Origin of the sequence: Vibrio sp. Hal054, assembly GCF_037162405.1 — a bacterium.
Taxonomy (GTDB): Bacteria; Pseudomonadota; Gammaproteobacteria; order Enterobacterales; family Vibrionaceae; genus Vibrio; species Vibrio diazotrophicus.
The window spans coordinates 1-18,656 of record NZ_JARLUT010000002.1 but is presented as its reverse complement, the minus strand read 5'-3'; the positions used below and the strand labels follow the sequence as shown (position 1 = coordinate 18,656).

Genomic DNA, 18,656 nt, shown 5'->3' with positions numbered 1-18,656 from the left:
AGTTTTAATTGTCAGTTCAGACCGTTAGTATTATTTAGAGTGCTTTGTTTCAAACTCTTCGAATTGTTCAATGCTCGGATAAGAGAACTGTGTTCCTTTTTCCGTCACACTAAATGCAGCAAACAGTGAAGCTTTTTCCAATGACTTCTGTACATCACCAGTTTGCATAAAGTAGTGAGAGAAGCAGCCAATGAATGCATCCCCCGCACCACTGGTATCCACCGCATTTACTTTGGTTGGCTCAATGAATACGTCTTTACCATCTTTGCTTAACCAAAGCGCTCCTTTCGAACCCATGGTAACGATGATATTGTTCAAACCTTTATTTAGAAGAATGGTGGCTGCTTCTTTAATCTGTTCAACCGTTTCAACAGGCTTGTTCACTAGAATTTCTAGTTCAGTTTCGTTAGGGACGAAGAAATCACAACGACAAGCATATTCAATATCAAGCTCAGGTACAGCAGGTGCAGGATTTAGCAATACCGGAATACTATGCTTGTTGCCAAATTCGATGGCGGCATAGACAGTTTCCAGTGGTACTTCTAGCTGAAGTACAATCAAACTGCACTCCACCAAGGTACTTTCTGCTTTATCAATGTCATCTGGTTTTAAAAACTCGTTAGCTCCTTTAATGATCAAAATTGAGTTCTGAGATGTGGAGTTAACAAATATTGGTGCCACACCGCTTGAAGTCTGAGGTACTTTGCTCACATATTGAGTGTTGATGCCGTAAGATTGAAAGTTTCGAATCGTATTGTCGGCAAACATGTCGTCACCCACTTTGCTTACCATTACAACATCTGCTCCCATTTTCGCAGCGGCTACGGCTTGGTTAGCACCTTTCCCACCACATCCCATTTTGAATGATGGAGCTTCTAATGTTTCACCTTCTTTTGGCATACGGTCTGTGTATGAAATGAGATCAACCATATTTGAGCCGATAACTGCAATTGTTTTCATTGTTAACCTTCCTTATTGATGTTATAAAACTAACATTAATCGATCTTAATGAGTATTTACTGAGATTGAGATCACTTAAATGATGTGATCGCCTATTAAATAGTGAGAAAAACAGCACTGAATCACATTTTTAAGTTAACATCATAACAATACAATTTATAAGTGTTATTAAAGTAACATACACTATATATCCAAGATTAACGCATAAGGTAACAACATGAATCACTATATTGACCACACATTATTATTGGCTAACGCCACAACTAAACAAATCAACACTCTCTGTGATGAAGCCCACGAACACAAGTTCTTCTCTGTTTGTATCAATCCTGATTTTGTTGAGCATTGTGCCGAACGCCTAAACACATCAAATGTTAAGATCTGCACAGTTATCGGTTTTCCTTTAGGGGCAAACACCACTGCTGTTAAAGTGTTTGAAACTCAGAATGCAATCTCTTTAGGCGCTGATGAAATTGATATGGTAGTGAACATCAGCGATGTCTTAGACGGTAAGTGGGATGTTATTGAAAAAGAGATTGTCGCTATAAAAGAAGCATGTGGGCCGAAATTGCTTAAAGTTATCTTCGAAACCTGCCTACTTACTAACGAACAAATTGTTAAATTGTGTAACATTAGCAAGCGTGCTGGTGCTGATTTTGTGAAAACATCGACAGGTTTCTCAACAGGTGGTGCAACTGTTGAGCATATTAAGTTAATGCGTGATACTGTTGGCAAACAAATGGGAGTAAAGGCATCTGGCGGCGTTCGCACCAAAGAAACAGCACAAGCAATGATTGACGCTGGGGCGTCTCGAGTTGGCGCTAGTGCGAGTGTGAGCATTGTCACGGGTGAAGCTCCAACGACGAATGGTTACTAAGAGTAAGAAGCCTTCGGCTGTAAAAGGCCGAAAATGGAGAAACATGGTTACAAAGCAGTTAGAAAGACTTCGACGAATTGAAGCATGCCTAAAACACAGCGACAAAATTCATTTGAAAGAAATCGCCCGCCTTTTAGAAGTGTCAGAAATGACAGTTCGTCGTGATTTAAGCTCCAATGCTGCTCATTCTTTTCCTCTTGAATACTACGGCGGATATATCCGTCGTGGTGATCCAATCATTCATGATGAAGTTACGGAAGATCTTGAACAGATGCCTTCGGAAGTATCTTCTCAGGCGACTCCACCTCAGAAAGCGCGCAATACAACAGTTTTCCCTCCAGTCAAAGTGAATAACTATATCTCGGCTATCGTTTCTGACTTTATAGAGATGAATGATGTAGTGTATTTCGATAACGGAGTACTTAACGCTGACATTATTGGTTCAATACCCGATCATGTGAAATTTACAGGTGTTACTGCTTCTATGAATGTCTTTTTGGCATTAAAGAATAAACCTAACTGTAAGGCTATCTTGCAAGGCGGCGATTATAACGCTGTACATGATATCTTCGTCTCCACCTCTAATGATGTGCTAACACCTATGATATTTCAGAAAGTGTTTATTTCGTCCGCAGGTGTTCACGATAGGTTTGGCGTGACAGCTTCGGATATGTTGGTAGCAAACATTGCGAATCTGGTTATGGAAAGGAGCATGAAAAAGTATCTGATAGTAGAAAAGAAAACTATCAATCAAACCGCCACATACAAAATCGGTAACTTGCTAAATTTCCACTATTTGATATCTGATGATGCCTTACCTCATAAGCTCGAAGCGGCTTGTAATGAAGCACGACTGCAAGTTCTAACCCCAACCGGTTGATTAAATTGGTGATAAAGAGTGGAGGCGGTTTTGTCCCGAAGCGACTTTGCAAACATAGAAACTCACTATTATTGCATAAATCTTAATATCGTTACATGAGCTGTATTTGGGCAGATTTCAGTAGTTCGTGGCCGCGAATATTTTAGCCGTAAATGATAATGGGGCAAAGACTTGCTAAGAGAGCGGTTGGTCTAATGCCCGTTCTCTCTCCCACATCACATCAAGCTTCAGATATATGTTATCTACAAAACGCAAGCTACTGGTTTGACTTATATGATGACAACTCGGAAATAGGGCAGCGATCGCATCACTACCCTATTTCTCATATCAAAACACTTCTAATTAAATATCTTTAACTAAAGATGGTGATTGATAGTGCTTACTTGTTAATCCCAACCATTCTGGCAACGATGTTCCCACTGCAATCGAAGAAAATGTTCCGGTCAGAACACCAATGAACATAGCAATCGAAAATCCTTGCAGAGGTTCTCCGCCCATAATCCACAGCGCTGCAACGGTCAATAACGTGGTACCTGATGTCACCATAGTACGAGAGAACGTCGCCATTACGGCCATATTGTTGACCTCGGCTAAAGGAACATCCGGTTTTCTAATTAACAACTCACGTATTCGGTCAGCGATAATAATCGAGTCATTCAACGAATACCCCAGTATTGCCAAAACAGCAGCAAGTACCGTTAAGTTGAACTCCATTTGCGTCAGTGCAAAAAAGGCAACCACAAACACAACATCGTGAACGAGAGCAAACAGTGCCCCACTGGCTAAGCGCCATTCAAAACGAAACGACAAATAGCCAAGAATGCATAGGATAGCGATAAGCACCGCGAGGCCACCTTGCTCTGCCAGCTCTTGGCCAACTTGTGGTCCAACAATACTGGTATTGAGTGTCTCAACATTGGTGTCTAACTGTGCCGATAGTTCAGATAGATTCACATTCTCCTTCGTCGTAACAGGATAACGTAGCACCCAACGCTGAGGCTCACCTGTCGCAATCAAGAAAACTTCACTACCATAATTTTGTTTAAGCGTGGCTCTCAGAACTGGCTCTTCAATACGCTTATCAAGACGTATCTCACTGACAATTCCACCGGTGAAGTCTTGCCCCCAATTCAGACCTTTAAAGGCGATGACACCTATCGATACCACCATAAGCAAAATAGAGATAGCACTACAGGTATAACGCCAGAAACTGGTGAATTTGATTTCCATATTAAACCCTCACATCACGCGATGAATTACGTCCATAAACAAGATTAACAAGGACACGAGAGGCAAAAATGCCGGTGAACATGCTGGTTAGCAAACCGAGCCCAAGCGTTAAAGCGAAACCTTTGATTGGACCATTACCGATGGCATAAAGCACCACAGCGGTGATCATAGTGGTAATATTTGCATCAAAGATTGTTGAAACCGCACTATCAAACCCACGGTCTATAGCATTGGCAAAACTTCTTCCCTCTTTGAGTTTGTCGCGTATTCGTTCAAAAATAAGGACATTAGTATCAACCGCCATACCGACAGTGAGTACTAACCCTGCAATACCGGGTAAGGTTAAAACCGCTCCTGGTATCAATGCTATTAACCCAAACAACAGAACCATATTGGCGAGCAAAGCGATGTTCGCGATCCAACCTAAACGACGATACCAAAGTGCCATAAATAACAATGTGCTCGCCAAGCCAAGCGCCAACGCTGCAAATCCATTTTCAATGTTTTCAGCACCTAAACTTGGACCAATAGTACGTTCTTCAACAATAGTCACCGGTGCCGTCATCGATCCGGCACGGAGCAACAAAGCCAATTGCTGAGCCTGTTGATGCGTACCAACACCCGTGATCCTAAATCGCTCAGACAACACAGATTGAATGGTCGCGACGCTAATCACTTCATTTTTCTGAGTCAGCGTGCCGTTAGGCGTACGACCATATTCACTGAATACCGTCGCCATCGGCTTACCGATATGAGTTTTGGAAAATGTCGTCATCTGCTTTCCACCCTCACTATCTAAGGTGATATTCACTTCGGCTTGCCCTAGCTCTCCGGCACCGGATCTCGCATCGAGAATATGCGTTCCGGTCAAAACGGGCGTTTTGCCCACCACGACACGCTCCCCTTGCGCATTGTTGATGAACTGAGTATTGGCACCACGAGTTGGAAGTACTTCATAAAAGGCGAGCGTTGCCGTAGAGCCAATCACCTCTTTCGCCACCGCAGGATCTTGTACTCCCGGTAACTCAATACGAATGCGATTTTCGTCCTCTCGTTGAACTAACGCTTCTGTCACCCCTAGCTCTTCAATACGGCTCCTCATAATCTGTAGGTTTTGCTGCACAGTTCTGGTTTGCAAGTCGCTTTTTTCTTTTGCATCAAGCTGAAGTTTTAACTTTTGTCCATCACGAACCATCTGCCATTGCGACAATTGACTGGCAACAAACGTTCTCAGCGCCGGTCTTGCCTCAGTGGGTACAGTAAGTTGCAACTGTTCTTCGTTGATAGAGCTGAGTTGTAGCCCTCTGATGCCTTCGGTACGAGCAAAATCTCGTAGAGCGTTGGCGGCCGCTTCGGCTTGCAGCCTATACACAGGAGTCGAATCAACATCTAACAAAAACTGAACGCCACCACGTAAATCCAATCCAAGCTTTATTGGCGCAAACCCGAGGTTGAGCAACCAATCTGGAGCTGAAGGGCTTAATGACAGAGTCAGCTTTTCAGGCTGTAACGCATGCTTGGCGAGGATATCTTTTGCCTTCGCTTGCAGATTCGCGTCAGCCAAAACCACCTGAGTGGCTTGCTGGTTCGAGTTGATTTTTTTTACCGGTACATTTTCTTGAATGAGCACACGATTAATCGACTCAGCGTCAAGATTTAAGTCTGCAGACACCGGTATTTGAATCGCCGCATCTTCACCATACCAAGTAGGAATAGCGCTCAGCGCCATAATGATGAGAGTAGTGATTAATACTAGGTATTTCCATTTGGCGTTGCGATTGGGCAACGCTGAGGTACGTCGCTTAGTAGACGTATTAAAAATAGAATTGATTGACATATTTGCTCTTTGTCTCGTTGAGCTTACGGCATAGCCGAACAGCAGGTAGCCGAGCCTCACCTACGCATGAGGTGATTCTAGGAATACCCGATACAGAGTTGTTTGCTTAAAAGCGTTGAGACAAAAACGTCAGATATGATGGATGAAGCGGTACTGCAAGTTTGACTCTTTCCAACCGTTTAGGCGACCTCGCCCGGGATGGAATAGAGTCCAAGGGTAATCTGGTAATGCAACGGCATATCCATGACACAGTTCAGGCACATCTGGCAGTAGGATTTCTGTTGCAAGCATGTATTCGGGATAGTCATTTTCAAACGAAGATCCCGACATACTGATGCAACGCTGATTAACGGCAGGTGCATACCATAAGCCATCATTCGATGACCTATCATGTTGAGCTTTATTGGTATTCGTTGCGGAAATAGAAATATGAAAATCGAACTGTTCGACTTGTTGAGTCTTGCTTTCACTCTCTGTATGAGTGTGAGCGAAGGCCTTCCAGGTTGTATTCTCTACAACACCAGAATAAACAGACACTAACAAACCGACAAATAGCAATATCGTCAGATTTCGCATAAGAGAAAATAAGCTCGTTTTCATACTTTATATCATTGGGGCAAATACATCTTTTTCAATGTATTGAATGCAAATGCCCTCCTAGAGTCTTAACGCTTAACCGGAATTTTGTCAGTCCACTTTATATTGAGATCACGCTGTGGAAACGGTATGGATAAGCCAGCCTCTTCAATTCTTGATTTGATCTGCTCTTGAATTGCCCAATAAGTATCCCAGTACTTGTCCGTTGGTGCCCATGCCCGCAATTGTAAATTAACCGAGCTGTCAGCCAGCATATGAACAATCACTTTTGGCTCAGGATCTTTGAGAACAAATTTTACCCGCAGCACAGAATTGGACATTTCTGTTTCAGTGAGTTTACTAAATTAGCAAGTCATAGATAACTTCTAGTATGGAAAAATCGGTTAGCTCAGAACTCAATCTTGGTGGTAAAGAACTACTTAACAATATCACCCGTCAAAATTTTCATGCCAGCAAAACCAAAAAAAGCAGCAAACGCACATTCAAACATGACTTTCGATTTTAAATAGATATTTCTCGCTCTATGGTTAGAGAAAAGAACAGCGTAACCAAGAAAGACACTGGAACTCAGCATTCCGACCGACAATATCACTGTCACCAAATCAGAAACCTGCGCAGTTACAGGAACACCGATGGAGTACAGAGAGGCGAAAGACAATATGGCTTTGGGATTAGTCAGGTGAATAAGTAGACCTTTGAAATAAATATTGGTCAGCGTTGTTGAATGACTTTGAACTAATGTCAATGTAGATTTTCCAACTGCAGAACGTAAAGATTTCAACGACAAATAAATCAAATAGGCAGCACCACAATACCGTATGACTTCAAATATCCAAACATTTGAACGGAGCAGTGCAGCCAAACCAAACGCAGCACTACAAGACCAAAACAGCGAACCAGTGAGCACGCCACAGGCTAGGCCTAAGCCGTAAATTCGACCATGACTCATAGATGCACTAGCAATAGCTAATGTCGCAGGCCCAGGACTCGCTATAGCAGCTAATGCTGCCACTAAGATTAGAGGGTAATTAATAGCATCCATTGCAATCATCCTTAACTATATCTTTGTGAGTTACAAACCCAAAAAAAACACCCTAACATCATGATAATTCTAAACTATTAAGCAATAGTGCCAATTCTTTTCTTTCATTTCCTTCTAATGCTCTAAGTGGCAACGGCAAGCAGGGAGGCTTAACTAAGTTTTGAATCTCAGCCGCAGCAGCTACAACACGAAGGCTTCCTCCATTACGATGGAATAGTTCCCACATCGGAGCTAAGCGGTTTGACAGGCGCAAAGTTTCTTGTGTATCTCCTTTCTGTGCTGCTGTTGTAAACGATTGAGCTACTTCAGGGTATAAGCCACCAATGACTGAATACCAAACGTCACATCCTGCGTTCAATCCGGTTGCAGCACAAGCATCACCACTAATACCTATGGATACATGATCGGGAATTAAAGCACGGAGGCGGTTTACTCGATCTAGAGCGGCTTGAGGTTCCATCGGCACACCTGGGATTTTTATTGACCTGACATTGGGTAACTGAGCGATACGCCCGTGCAGTTCATCACTGAAATTAAAATGTGTCGTGCCAGGATTATCATAGACGCACAGAGGAACGGATAGATTAGAAGTGACAACTTCATACAACTTATACACTTCATTTTCTTTCAACTGCTGGTATGACATTGGCGCTAATAACACTGCACTTGCTCCTGCCGCTTGAGCATTTTCGGCATTTAGGAGTACATCTCTTAGGTTTAAAGCACTAATACCAACCATGACAGGTATGTTTTCTGCGTGTTGAACCGCAATCTGCGCGACTCTTTTTCGTTCTTCTCTTGTGAGGTACGCATAGTTACCAGTCGACCCCAATACCCCAATAGAATCCACCTCAGCATTAACCAAGCGCTGAATAAGGCCTATAAAAGCTTTTTCATCAACAGAATCATCGTACATTGGTGTTAAGGGAAATGCAGATAGCCCAACAAACATAAAATTTACCTTCTAAAGTAGAATTAACTTATTAAAAACATGGCGTTATAACGGCGTTCTATATAAATTGGCTTAACAGAGGTGTTGCCAGCTTTAATGCAATACCAAACATGATGCATGAAATCACTGAATCTAACATTCGCCATGTTCTTGGCTTACTAAAGAGTGGGATCAACTTGTTAGCCAAATACACCAAGCCATAAAACCATATCCCTGATGCAACCAGTGCTCCGATAACAAACCATAGTTTTTCATCAGGTTCCATTTGAGCAGTCACACCACCAAGGATCACCACCGTATCCAGATAAACATGTGGATTTAAAAAAGTAATAGCCATCGCCATCAATACGACCTTTACCCAACTCTGAGCAATGTCCGAATTTTCCAATTCTAAGTGACTTGAACCTGTCCAGGCTGATTTTGCAGATTGGTAGCCATACCAGAAAAGAAATATTACGCCACCAAGAGTCAAAATGTCTTTCCATAACGGTGCCTTATAGAGCAAGGTTCCTATACCCAGTACACCAGTACTGATCAATAGAATGTCGCCAAGAAAACAGACAGTGGCAACAGACAGCGCGTATTGCTTTTTTAATCCGCACTTTAATAGAAACGCATTTTGGCTACCGATTGCGACAATCAAACTTCCAGAAACAACGGCACCCGTTAACAAAGTATTTATCACATCAAACCTCAATGGATTTTGAAGCAAACACCAACGATTGCTCTATCACTGACTCAGGCATGATCACTTGCAAGTGTTTGATCATTTCGTCCCCGGCTTCTCGCAAGCTTTCAAGTGGCATTTCTGGCAAGCTTTCTAGAATAAACCACATGTTACGTGTGTCGGGTTCAATTCGAGTTCTAACACCCTGCCTCCAGTTCCAACGACGACAAGTAACGCCTACCTCATCGCGCCAAATTACTTCCCCAACATCAGGGGTTTCAATTGAAGCCTCACCATTTTTCATGGTGTCAAAGGATTCAGAGCCATCTGCGATAGTGAGTGTTGGCGTTCCTTGATAACTGTCCATATCTTCACCACCAACGGGTATGGCGTATCGAATACTGATGGCATTATAAATATCGACAATAGGGTCAATGCTCTGCATTCCCCCATCTTTCAATACTCGTTTTCGCAGTGCCGCAGCCGAGCAAGGAGTTCTATTTGGTTTAGCGCCAAATTGACGAAAAACATCGCCCCACGCATTGATGTGTGATTCTGCCCATGAATGGTCATTCTCAATGACGGAAGTACACGCCTCTTGCAGAACCTGTTTTGCGTACTCTGGGTTTTGAACTTCCGTTCCTTTAACGGATATGCTCAATGCTTTGAACTCTGGTGCAATATGGGAAATGCGAGCATCGATTGACGGCACTATAACAACCATTAGATAATTCCTTCAGTGATTCATTTTCGTGCAAGATACATTACAATGACCAAAAAAGTCAATATATCGACCGACAGTGGTACTGATGCTGATTTCATAAATCAGGCTGTAGCAGCAAGGATCAAGGAACATAGAAAACATCTCAAGCTGTCACTGGATGCCTTGTCAAAAAGAGCAGGCATCAGTAAAGGTATGTTAGTCGAAGTAGAGAAAGGTGCGGCTAACCCTAGTATTTCGACGTTGTGTAAACTGTCTGCTGCCCTTGGGATTTCGGTTGCCGATATTGTGAATGTTGCGAGTAATCCAACCGTCAACGTCATTGATAAAGAGGACATTCCAACGCTTTGGACTGGCGAGTACGGTGGTAGCGCAAAGCTGCTGGCAGGAACTAGCGGTCCCGATATGATTGAACTATGGCGCTGGGATATGAAGTCATCAGAAATTTTTGAATCATCAGGTCATCCACAAGGTACGTTTGAACTTTTTCATGTTGAGTCTGGAATACTTACTTTGAATATTGATGGGCAAACCATAGAACTGCTTGAAGGTCAGTCCGCTATAGCTAAAACGGATGTCCCTCACAGCTACTCAAACCAAGCTGATTCGGATTTAGTTTTCACGATGAGTGTTGCAGAGTTACATCGATAAATTCACCAGTTTGGAGGTGAATTCGAATAAGATTTATTAAGGCAAAGTCATACTGGTAATAACTGGATTAGTACTAGCCCCAAGTAACAATGGGGCAAAAATGAGTCACCAAAATTACTTGAAAGTCTGTCGATATAGTATGTCATTTTTGTTTGCTGGTCTTGGGAATTAACTGAAATTCCATACCCGAACTCTTAGTGTTACGGGTTCTATACCGTGTTGGATATTTATCAAAAAAGTCAGACAATTTTTTTAACCCGTAATTACGGGGATCGAAATCTGGCTTCAATCTTTTTAAATATTTGCCGACCTCGCCTAGCTTAACCCAACCAGTTTCGTCTCTATAGGTTTGCCAAGCTTGGTGCATTAATCGCCAAAGTTCACGCTCTGCGTTTTGATTCGGATTCTGTTGTACTTCCTCAAGCTCAACATCAGCATTTAAGTTCTCAATCGCAACAAAGTCGTCACAAGCATTTTTAAATGAAGTGGGTGTCATCGCTTTGCCAACTCCAATAACGTGAATCTCCGATTCTCTCAATCTTGTTGCAAGACTTGTAAAGTCACTATCACTGGAAATCAAAGCAAAGGCATCAAATCTTTGGCTATATAGGAGATCCATTGCATCAATAATCATTAACGAGTCGGTCGAGTTTTTACCAGAAGTGTACGCGAACTGTTGTTTAGCTTGGATAGCCAATTCATTTAAAGGCTGTTTCCAATTTTTCAATTGTTCAGCAGAAAAATCACCATACGCACGTTTAACTATTATTTGCCCAAAACTAGATAGCTCTTCAATGATCAAGTTCAGTTTCGAATGGGGTGTATTTTCAGAATCAATTAGTACCGCTATTTTCTTGTAGCCCATAATGCGTTCCTGAACATTTTTTATGTAGTCAGTTGCACTATATAGGTATTAGTTAAACTAGTTCAAATAGGTGATATCAGAAATGTTACGAGCGACACCCTAAACCGAAAAGGGGCAAAGGTGTGTTTGCCGTGATCGGCGCTAGCACACCTATGGACAATTCTGAGTTAGGATTTTAACTCTACAAAGTGAGTTTAAGATTAATATTTGTATGGCTAAGTTAACGCCCGCCTAAGGGGCTGGCAACGCATAACACTAAACTCAAACACAACAACCATAACCACTGTAGCTCAATGGGACTGGAAACGGCGCGCGTTGACAGTCCCTCTTGAGGCGTTTGTTATGAGCAGCGAGCTAAAGGTTGCTAGATTTCTTTTAACACTCGTGCTGGATTGCCACCAATGACAACATTACTACCAAAACTCTTTGTTACAACGGCTCCCGAGGCAACAACAACGTTGTCACCTAACGTCACTCCTGGGTTGATCGTTGCATGACCTCCAATCCAACAGTTGTTACCTATTCTGATTGGCTTTCCAAACTCTAACCCACTGTTTCTCTGAATCGGATCGATTGGATGAGTTGCCGTATAAATTCCAACCTGTGGTGCTATAAAACAGTTATCGCCAATGCGAACTTCCGCTACGTCCAAAATGACACAGCCAAAATTGGCATAGAAATTCTCACCAACGTGTATATTCAGCCCGTAATCGCAGTTGAAGGTAGATTCAATGTGAATGCTATTTCCTGTAGAGCCCAACAAGGATTTGATTATCCCTACTCTTTTCTCTGGGCAACTTACACTTGTTTGATTTAGCTTCTCTGTGAGTAAACGAGCCTCAAGACGCAACTTGACGAGCTCAGCGTCACTCGGATCGTAATACTCGCCAGAGAGCATTTTTTCTCTTTCTCTCATATACAACTCAGTCCTAAATTTTAATGCTGCTCATAACGCCGGAGTTAAGCCGGCCCGCTGAGCGGGACCGGCGATGGTTCAATCATAGCGCCAGCGCCGAGACCGCGAAGCGGGCTCGGCTTGAACGAATTGTTATGCCTCACTCCGGAACAAGGCGCGGCCAGTTGTCCGGGCCACTTGGGAAGTTTCTGAACCTTGCCTTTTGCGGATTGAAGCACTGGCCCTCTAGCTCAGTGAAGTCGCCATGGTTGCGCGGGTACTCAACGTGCGCCACCACCGATTGGCCCTTTGCGAACAATAGAAGCGAGATGCCATCGTTGTCCTCGATGCTGGTTTTACGTTCGGCTGGCCAAGCAAAGCCGAGTGTCTTTTCAACAAATGCGTCATCTTGGTACGGGCCAACGACGCAAACTCTGTCCCAGTCAGTTGGAACGGCGGCCTTCAGGTCGATTCGCTTGTTGCCGGAGGCCTCGAATTGCTCCGAGATCTTGTCCGAGTAGTTCATACATCCAGCGCAGGCTGCAATGGTCAGGACGAGTAGGGTGCGACGCATGATGTTGTGAGGCATAACGCCAAATTAAGTAGTGAGTAACGCTACCACTAACCTAAACCATTGTGCCGTAAACACTGAAGCTGATTCAAAGCAAAAATGCCGAGCGTTACGAATCTGCTTAAATTTATTGTTATATGCGTATTCAAATATGAAAACACAACTTCTTTAAATAGCACTTACCCGCCGACCTTTCAGGTGATTCCCTATGTATTTATGAAAAGAAAGCATTGATAGCAGATACAATAAGGCCCAATGCTGGTGCAAACAAACATAGGATGGCAACAACGAAGAGTAAGATAATACGCTTCCAAGACTTTGCTGCTTCTTGGGCAAATTTAACTGTAAACCAAGAATCCGAAGCAACTAACATTGCATCTTCTTGCTGCGCATTGCTATTTCGTTTCTCATAAAGTGACATAAGCTCTATTCCTTCTACTGACGGAAGCATATAATGCCACGCTCACCGGAAAAATGAAGCGTAGCGTAAATTTGTCCGAGTGCAGCGCCTTGTTAGGCGCTTTCACATTATCGTTGATAATCGCCAGATCTCTCTGGTTGATAGAGAATTTCTGTAATTCTAACTTTCAGAGTACCCCCGCCAGGCTTGGGCCACTCGATTTCATCACCAATAGCAAGGCCGAGCATTGCACTCCCAACCGGGGCAAGAATAGAAATATTTTTTCCATTTGAATCCATATCTTTTGGATATACCAATGTCAATTCAAATTCTTGCTTCGTTGATTCAACGAAAAATCGAACTATTGAGTTCATAGTAACGATATCCTGAGGCATTTTCGTTGGCTCTACGATCTCCGCTCGATTTAGCTCCTGCTCTAACTCTTCAATGCCTGGCACACTGTTTTTCGGTAATGACTCAAGAAGAGCATACAATCTATCAGCGTCTAGTGAAGACAAAATAATTTCGGGCTTCTTTTTCATTGGTTTCTCACAAAAAATTAGATTTACTTGTCAATTTATTAACGAAGTATGATAGTTGATTTGATGTCTCATGCGCCTAACATTTTATTCGTGCGCATGCGCGTTTATCACGTTAGACCAGTAAAAACGCGCACAGTTAACTATCTGTATGTAAAGAAGTTATCAGATTTCTTACAAATACACTATCCGGAAAAACGCGCATGCGCGTTTTCCAAACCGATTAACTAAGCTCAATATATTTTATCCAATTGATTTAAAATGACTTTCAATTTTATTTTTTGGAAAAACGCGCACGAATGTTGTTCTCAAAACCCTCAAAAACTAGCGTAATACGATATGACTGTATATCTAACCAGGATTCGGCTGTTATAGAGAAGCACTAAAGTGGAGGGCTAATAGATGAGATTTTGTAGGGTAACTCTTTCGTAAAGTCCAGAACGAACAAACGTGTGCTAACAAGTTTTGGGGGCAAGAGTTTGTTAGCAAAGATCATCTTTGAGCAACTTAAGTAATTACGTTATGCTTTAGACCTATATTGTTAGTCTTATACGCTATGCCTAAATCGCAATTTAATAATCTACTCGCTGACTCTATTTCTTCTCTGAAATCAACGAATTTTACGCCTAATCTAATGGCTTTCATCGCTTCTCTAGTGAATTATGACTGCGCAGTAATTCTCGGTCTGCGTACAGATAAACATCCCATTTATCTTTATGATTCGATTGAAAATAATCGAGAACTACTTTTTGACCGTTACCTCACTTCTGCATTTCAAGATGACCCATTCTACAAAATGCTAACTACTGATGAACAGCAAGGCGTTTTTTCATTAAAAGACGTAGCCAAACGGGATATGGATTATCAAACATACTGTAATCAATTTTACCTGCAAACTGGCTGGAAGGATGAGTTAAGTATTCTCATAAAAGTCGAAGCAACTCGCTGGGTCGTTATCTATTTGGGTTGCACCCATACAAGTAATCCATTTTCGCTATCAGATATTGAGATGTTAAATTCATACTTCTCCGTCATTCAATCCTTATGTCAACAACACTGGAAGCAAACTGAATTCCTTCTTGCGGAACCTGTCTTTTCTCCTGAATCCTACTCAGTAAAAAAACGAAAGTTCATAGAGGATGGTCTGCACTCTTTTGGCAAAGATTTTCTTTCAACTAGAGAGAAACAAATCGTACGTTTAATATTGCAAGGACTTGATACCAAAGAAATAGCAAAACATTTGGGCATTACAGAAGGAACGGTAAAAAATCACCGAAAGCGTATCTATGCTCAATTAAAGGTGTCATCACTCAGTGAGCTTTTTCAAATCTTCCTCAACCATATTATTACCCACTAAATGAACCAACTATCCCTTTAGGGATATATCGCGCAAAAGGTTCTATTCGTAATCTGTACATCACATTATTCATGACAGAAAAGACGTTATAGATGACATTCATTCAGGAACTACAGACGCGCGGATTAATTGCTCAAGCCAGTGATTTAGAACAAATACAGCAACAACTTAGCCAGCCACAAACAGTTTACTGCGGTTTCGATCCTACCGCAGGCAGCCTTCATATTGGACACTTAGTTCCTCTAATTATGCTCAAGCGTTTTCAAGATGCTGGACATCAAGCATTAGCGCTTATTGGTGGTGCAACGGGTATGATTGGCGACCCTAGCTTCAAAGCTTTAGAGCGCAGTTTAAATACTGAAGAAACGGTAGCCATTTGGGTCAAAGATCTTACTACTCAAATTGAGCGGTTATTAGCACCTCATTTAAGCAAGCCAATGACGATAGTCAATAACGCAGACTGGATAAAAGACATTCATGTCATCGATTTTTTCCGTGATGTCGGTAAGCATTTTTCTGTCAACAATATGATCAGCCGCGAGTCAGTAAAACAACGGTTGCAAAGACCCGATCAAGGTATTTCATTTACAGAGTTTAGTTACTGTTTACTCCAATCTTTTGATTTTGCTGAACTTAATAGAAATTATGGTTGTAGTTTACAAATTGGTGGTAATGACCAATGGGGAAATATCGTCAGCGGTATTGATTTAACACGTCGCCAGAATGGTGAACAAGTGTTTGGTTTGACGTTACCTTTGATAACTAAATCTGACGGTACTAAATTTGGCAAAACAGAAGGAGGAGCCGTTTGGCTTGATCCACAAAAAACATCGCCATATATGTTTTACCAGTTCTGGTTGTCAACTGAGGATACAGATGTCTACAACCTTCTTCGGTACTACACATTCTTAACCTGTGAAGAAATTGATCAGATAGAGTTGCAGGACAAGTCAAATAACGGCAAACCTGAGGCACAAAAGATTTTGGCGCAAAATATGACTCGTTTTGTTCACGGAGAATCAGGGTTACGTAGTGCCGAGCGTATAACACAGGCATTATTCACAGGTGGTGTCGAGAAGCTGAGTTATAGTGAACTCCAACAATTAGAGCTAGATGGTCTTCCAAGCATTGAAAGCACTCTGCAAGACGTCGTCGAATTGTTGCTCGAGTCAGGGTTAGCTAAATCAAAACGTATCGCCAGAGAGCTGATCGAAGGCAATGCGATTAGTGTAAATGGAGAAAAAATAACACCTGACAACTCCCAACTCGGATTTCCACTGTTTGATAAATACTGGTTAATTCAGCGCGGAAAGAAGCACTTTTGCTTAATCAAACGCAAATAAAGTAAAAATGTAATGCGCCTCAGCTCATTCGTGGAAGGGTTGAACGCATTACTTTAAGTATTGCAGTGTTTCACTTAGTAAAAATTATTAGACGGTTCCTGAAAAGGAATGGGGCGTGCGACGTGAAGTCGTATGAAGCGCTGTTCACCGCTTAACGAGTGAACCATCTGTATCACCAGATGAACCTAGGAGCCTGAATAAAGTAGCGGCTCTGACAATGTAACGAAGAATGGGGTGATCCCGTTCGGGGTCGAAACCGTGAGGGGACGGCTCTCCTGATAACCACGAATCGGGTGAGTGCTAGGTAGTCAGTATGATGAACATATGTGAATCTGCGTAAGGGGCGTTATCCTTGCAAGCAGCGGAAGTGGTTAACACGCTGTAGCCAAAAGGCGCGAGAGTTGGAAAGAGATTGCCCCATGCTCTTTCGTGATCGTTAAGCTCTCCGCTCCATAGCAGGCATCTACCCTGACATTGCGCGACATACGGAACACGGTAAGCCTGTATCGCTCCCTTTGGGAAAGCCTCTGTGGCCGATAGTGATGCAGGTAGAGGATGTTGGAAAAAGCGAAAGCTGCATTGTAACGATGCAGATACAGATTCCTATCTGATCACGAAAGTGAGCTGACTTCCGACTGGTCTTCCGTTGCAAGAGAATTTGAAGAACTTTATTCAAGGAGATAAGCAAATGATGATTTCAAAAGAGATTAGTGCATCTCCTGACAGTGCTCAATGGCAATCCATAAATTGGAAAGTCGTAGAATCCCATGTATTAAAGCTTCAGATGCGTATTGCAAAGGCAACACGAGAAGGTAAACAAGGCAAAGCTAAAGCATTGCAATGGATACTGACTCACTCGCGTTCAGCAAAGCTTCTTGCTGTTAAGCGGGTATCACAAAACAAAGGCAGTAAAACGCCAGGAATTGACGGCGTTATCTGGAATACAGATACGCGCCGCATGAAAGCTGTCAATCAATTGAGCAGAAAAGCTTATCAAGCCAAACCGCTCAAGCGTATCTACATCCCCAAGAAAAACGGCAAGCTCAGACCACTTGGTATCCCCTGTATGATAGACAGAGCGCAGCAAGCGCTTCATCTTCTTGCACTAGAGCCAATATCGGAGACCGTTGCCGATCCCAATAGCTATGGCTTCCGACCTAATCGAAGCACTGCTGATGCGATTCAACAGTGTTTCATCTGTTTAAGTCAAAAGAAATCCGCGCAATGGATACTCGAGGGAGATATTAAAGCCTGTTTCGATAAAATTGGACATCAATGGCTAATCGAAAACATACCAGCAGACAAACGGATGCTGGGACAATGGCTGAAATCTGGCTATATAGATAAAGGATTGTTCTACCATACCGTCGAGGGCACACCGCAGGGCGGAATTATATCTCCAACTCTGATGTTGATGACTCTTGCTGGTCTGGAACAACGCATAAAATCTACCGCCCTCAAAAAGGGGGTGAGAGCCAACTTTATTGGATACGCCGATGATTTCGTCGTCACCTGTGCTTCAAAGGAGGTGCTGGAGAACGATATCAAACCGTTGATTGCTGAGTTCTTAGCGGAAAGAGGCTTAACACTCTCCGAAGAGAAAACGCACATTACCCACATCAGCCGTGGTTTTGACTTCCTAGGTTTCAATCATAGGAAGTTCAAAGGAAAACTGCTCATTAAACCGAGCAAATCCAACACTCTGATGCTCTTGAGTAACTTGCGTGAACTAATCAAAAAGCACGCAACCATCCCCGTTAACGATTTAATCAAGTTGATAAATCCGAAACTCAGGGGCTGGTCGAATTACTATCGACACTGTGTTGCTAAACAGATATTCGGATATGTAGGTCACAAGCTATTTCACGCGTTATGGCACTGGGCTAAAAGGCGTCATCCGACTAAGTCTAGAACTTGGATCGCCCTTAAATACTTCATCAACCGTCAAGGTCAATGGCAATTTCACGGTTGGCAGAAGCTCATGAATATGGATTGTCAGTTCAATCTGTTTCAAATCGCCAAGGTGCCAATAGAGAGACATGTAAAAATTAGGAGTGCCGCAACGCCTTTTGACCCTCAATACCAAGAATACTTGGCAAAGAGAAAGTCAAAGAGGCAATGCCGTAACTCTTGGTATGAGCCTGCTCTCGCTGCTTTGTAAGTTGCTGGGTGCCAATCGGTGCCTTCGTGAAGGCTTGAGCCTAGTGCGGTGAAAGTTGCACGCTGGGTTCTTAGAGGGACGACACTTGGTAACAGGTGTCGTCTACTCGAC

General features: G+C 42.7%; 20 protein-coding genes. 6 read left to right on the top strand and 14 right to left on the bottom strand.

Annotated elements, in window-relative coordinates:
- Positions 1-30: 30 nt before the first annotated feature.
- On the bottom strand, positions 31-960 hold the full coding sequence (gene rbsK, locus P4S58_RS16070; protein ID WP_011149441.1) for a ribokinase: 930 nt from the start codon (positions 958-960) through the stop codon (positions 31-33).
- 217 nt (positions 961-1,177) lie between these two features.
- Between rbsK and deoC the strand changes: the two genes are divergently transcribed.
- Positions 1,178-1,837 carry a deoxyribose-phosphate aldolase gene (gene deoC, locus P4S58_RS16065; RefSeq protein ID WP_337164639.1) on the top strand — a complete coding sequence of 220 codons (660 nt, stop codon included), beginning with the start codon at positions 1,178-1,180 and terminating at the stop codon, positions 1,835-1,837.
- 43 nt (positions 1,838-1,880) lie between these two features.
- A complete protein-coding gene (locus P4S58_RS16060; RefSeq protein ID WP_110096922.1) occupies positions 1,881-2,717 on the top strand; it encodes a DeoR family transcriptional regulator in 837 nt (278 codons plus the stop codon).
- Between the two features lie 342 nt (positions 2,718-3,059).
- Here the strand turns inward: P4S58_RS16060 and secF are convergent, their stop codons facing one another.
- The 8 genes from secF to P4S58_RS16020 all read right to left on the bottom strand — a co-directional run bounded on the left by secF (position 3,060) and on the right by P4S58_RS16020 (position 9,766).
- On the bottom strand, positions 3,060-3,947 hold the full coding sequence (secF, locus tag P4S58_RS16055) for a protein translocase subunit SecF (RefSeq protein WP_102968794.1): 888 nt from the start codon (positions 3,945-3,947) through the stop codon (positions 3,060-3,062).
- Position 3,948: 1 nt separating this feature from the next.
- Positions 3,949-5,784 carry a protein translocase subunit SecD gene (secD, locus tag P4S58_RS16050; protein ID WP_337164634.1) on the bottom strand — a complete coding sequence of 612 codons (1,836 nt, stop codon included), beginning with the start codon at positions 5,782-5,784 and terminating at the stop codon, positions 3,949-3,951.
- A gap of 129 nt (positions 5,785-5,913) precedes the next feature.
- Entirely contained in the window at positions 5,914-6,384 is a 471-nt protein-coding gene (locus tag P4S58_RS16045) for a hypothetical protein (protein ID WP_102968796.1), read from the bottom strand.
- A 65-nt stretch (positions 6,385-6,449) separates the two neighbouring features.
- Positions 6,450-6,701 (bottom strand): mechanosensitive ion channel domain-containing protein, encoded by a 252-nt coding sequence (locus P4S58_RS16040; RefSeq protein ID WP_267134692.1) that lies wholly within the window; start codon positions 6,699-6,701, stop codon positions 6,450-6,452.
- Positions 6,702-6,796: 95 nt separating this feature from the next.
- Entirely contained in the window at positions 6,797-7,423 is a 627-nt protein-coding gene (locus P4S58_RS16035) for a LysE family translocator (RefSeq protein ID WP_337164623.1), read from the bottom strand.
- A gap of 58 nt (positions 7,424-7,481) precedes the next feature.
- Positions 7,482-8,375, bottom strand: a complete 894-nt coding sequence (locus P4S58_RS16030; RefSeq protein ID WP_140148935.1) for a dihydrodipicolinate synthase family protein — start codon at positions 8,373-8,375, stop codon at positions 7,482-7,484.
- A gap of 58 nt (positions 8,376-8,433) precedes the next feature.
- A complete protein-coding gene (locus P4S58_RS16025; RefSeq protein ID WP_337164619.1) occupies positions 8,434-9,060 on the bottom strand; it encodes a LysE/ArgO family amino acid transporter in 627 nt (208 codons plus the stop codon).
- Between the two features lies 1 nt (position 9,061).
- The gene (locus P4S58_RS16020) at positions 9,062-9,766 is read right to left on the bottom strand and encodes a B3/B4 domain-containing protein (RefSeq protein WP_337164617.1); all 705 of its coding nucleotides are present in this window, start codon (positions 9,764-9,766) and stop codon (positions 9,062-9,064) included.
- Between the two features lie 45 nt (positions 9,767-9,811).
- Between P4S58_RS16020 and P4S58_RS16015 the strand changes: the two genes are divergently transcribed.
- The gene (locus tag P4S58_RS16015) at positions 9,812-10,414 is read left to right on the top strand and encodes a helix-turn-helix domain-containing protein (RefSeq protein ID WP_337164614.1); all 603 of its coding nucleotides are present in this window, start codon (positions 9,812-9,814) and stop codon (positions 10,412-10,414) included.
- 142 nt (positions 10,415-10,556) lie between these two features.
- Here P4S58_RS16015 and P4S58_RS16010 read toward each other — a convergent pair whose 3' ends face one another.
- From P4S58_RS16010 to rnk, 5 genes are all read right to left on the bottom strand, one after another.
- Entirely contained in the window at positions 10,557-11,279 is a 723-nt protein-coding gene (locus P4S58_RS16010; RefSeq protein ID WP_337164613.1) for an NYN domain-containing protein, read from the bottom strand.
- Positions 11,280-11,643: 364 nt separating this feature from the next.
- The gene (locus P4S58_RS16005) at positions 11,644-12,195 is read right to left on the bottom strand and encodes a sugar O-acetyltransferase (protein WP_123014137.1); all 552 of its coding nucleotides are present in this window, start codon (positions 12,193-12,195) and stop codon (positions 11,644-11,646) included.
- Between the two features lie 139 nt (positions 12,196-12,334).
- Positions 12,335-12,700, bottom strand: a complete 366-nt coding sequence (locus P4S58_RS16000; RefSeq protein WP_123014136.1) for a hypothetical protein — start codon at positions 12,698-12,700, stop codon at positions 12,335-12,337.
- Between the two features lie 259 nt (positions 12,701-12,959).
- Complete coding sequence (locus P4S58_RS15995; protein ID WP_241967549.1) at positions 12,960-13,166, bottom strand: hypothetical protein; 207 nt, start codon at positions 13,164-13,166, stop codon at positions 12,960-12,962.
- Positions 13,167-13,273: 107 nt separating this feature from the next.
- A complete protein-coding gene (rnk, locus tag P4S58_RS15990; RefSeq protein WP_112404664.1) occupies positions 13,274-13,687 on the bottom strand; it encodes a nucleoside diphosphate kinase regulator in 414 nt (137 codons plus the stop codon).
- A 553-nt stretch (positions 13,688-14,240) separates the two neighbouring features.
- Between rnk and P4S58_RS15985 the strand changes: the two genes are divergently transcribed.
- From P4S58_RS15985 to ltrA, 3 genes are all read left to right on the top strand, one after another.
- On the top strand, positions 14,241-15,041 hold the full coding sequence (locus tag P4S58_RS15985) for a response regulator transcription factor (protein ID WP_337164607.1): 801 nt from the start codon (positions 14,241-14,243) through the stop codon (positions 15,039-15,041).
- 92 nt (positions 15,042-15,133) lie between these two features.
- Complete coding sequence (gene tyrS, locus P4S58_RS15980; protein ID WP_123014134.1) at positions 15,134-16,384, top strand: tyrosine--tRNA ligase; 1,251 nt, start codon at positions 15,134-15,136, stop codon at positions 16,382-16,384.
- A 688-nt stretch (positions 16,385-17,072) separates the two neighbouring features.
- Positions 17,073-18,545 (top strand): group II intron reverse transcriptase/maturase, encoded by a 1,473-nt coding sequence (gene ltrA / locus P4S58_RS15975; RefSeq protein ID WP_337163954.1) that lies wholly within the window; start codon positions 17,073-17,075, stop codon positions 18,543-18,545.
- Positions 18,546-18,656 lie beyond the last annotated feature (111 nt).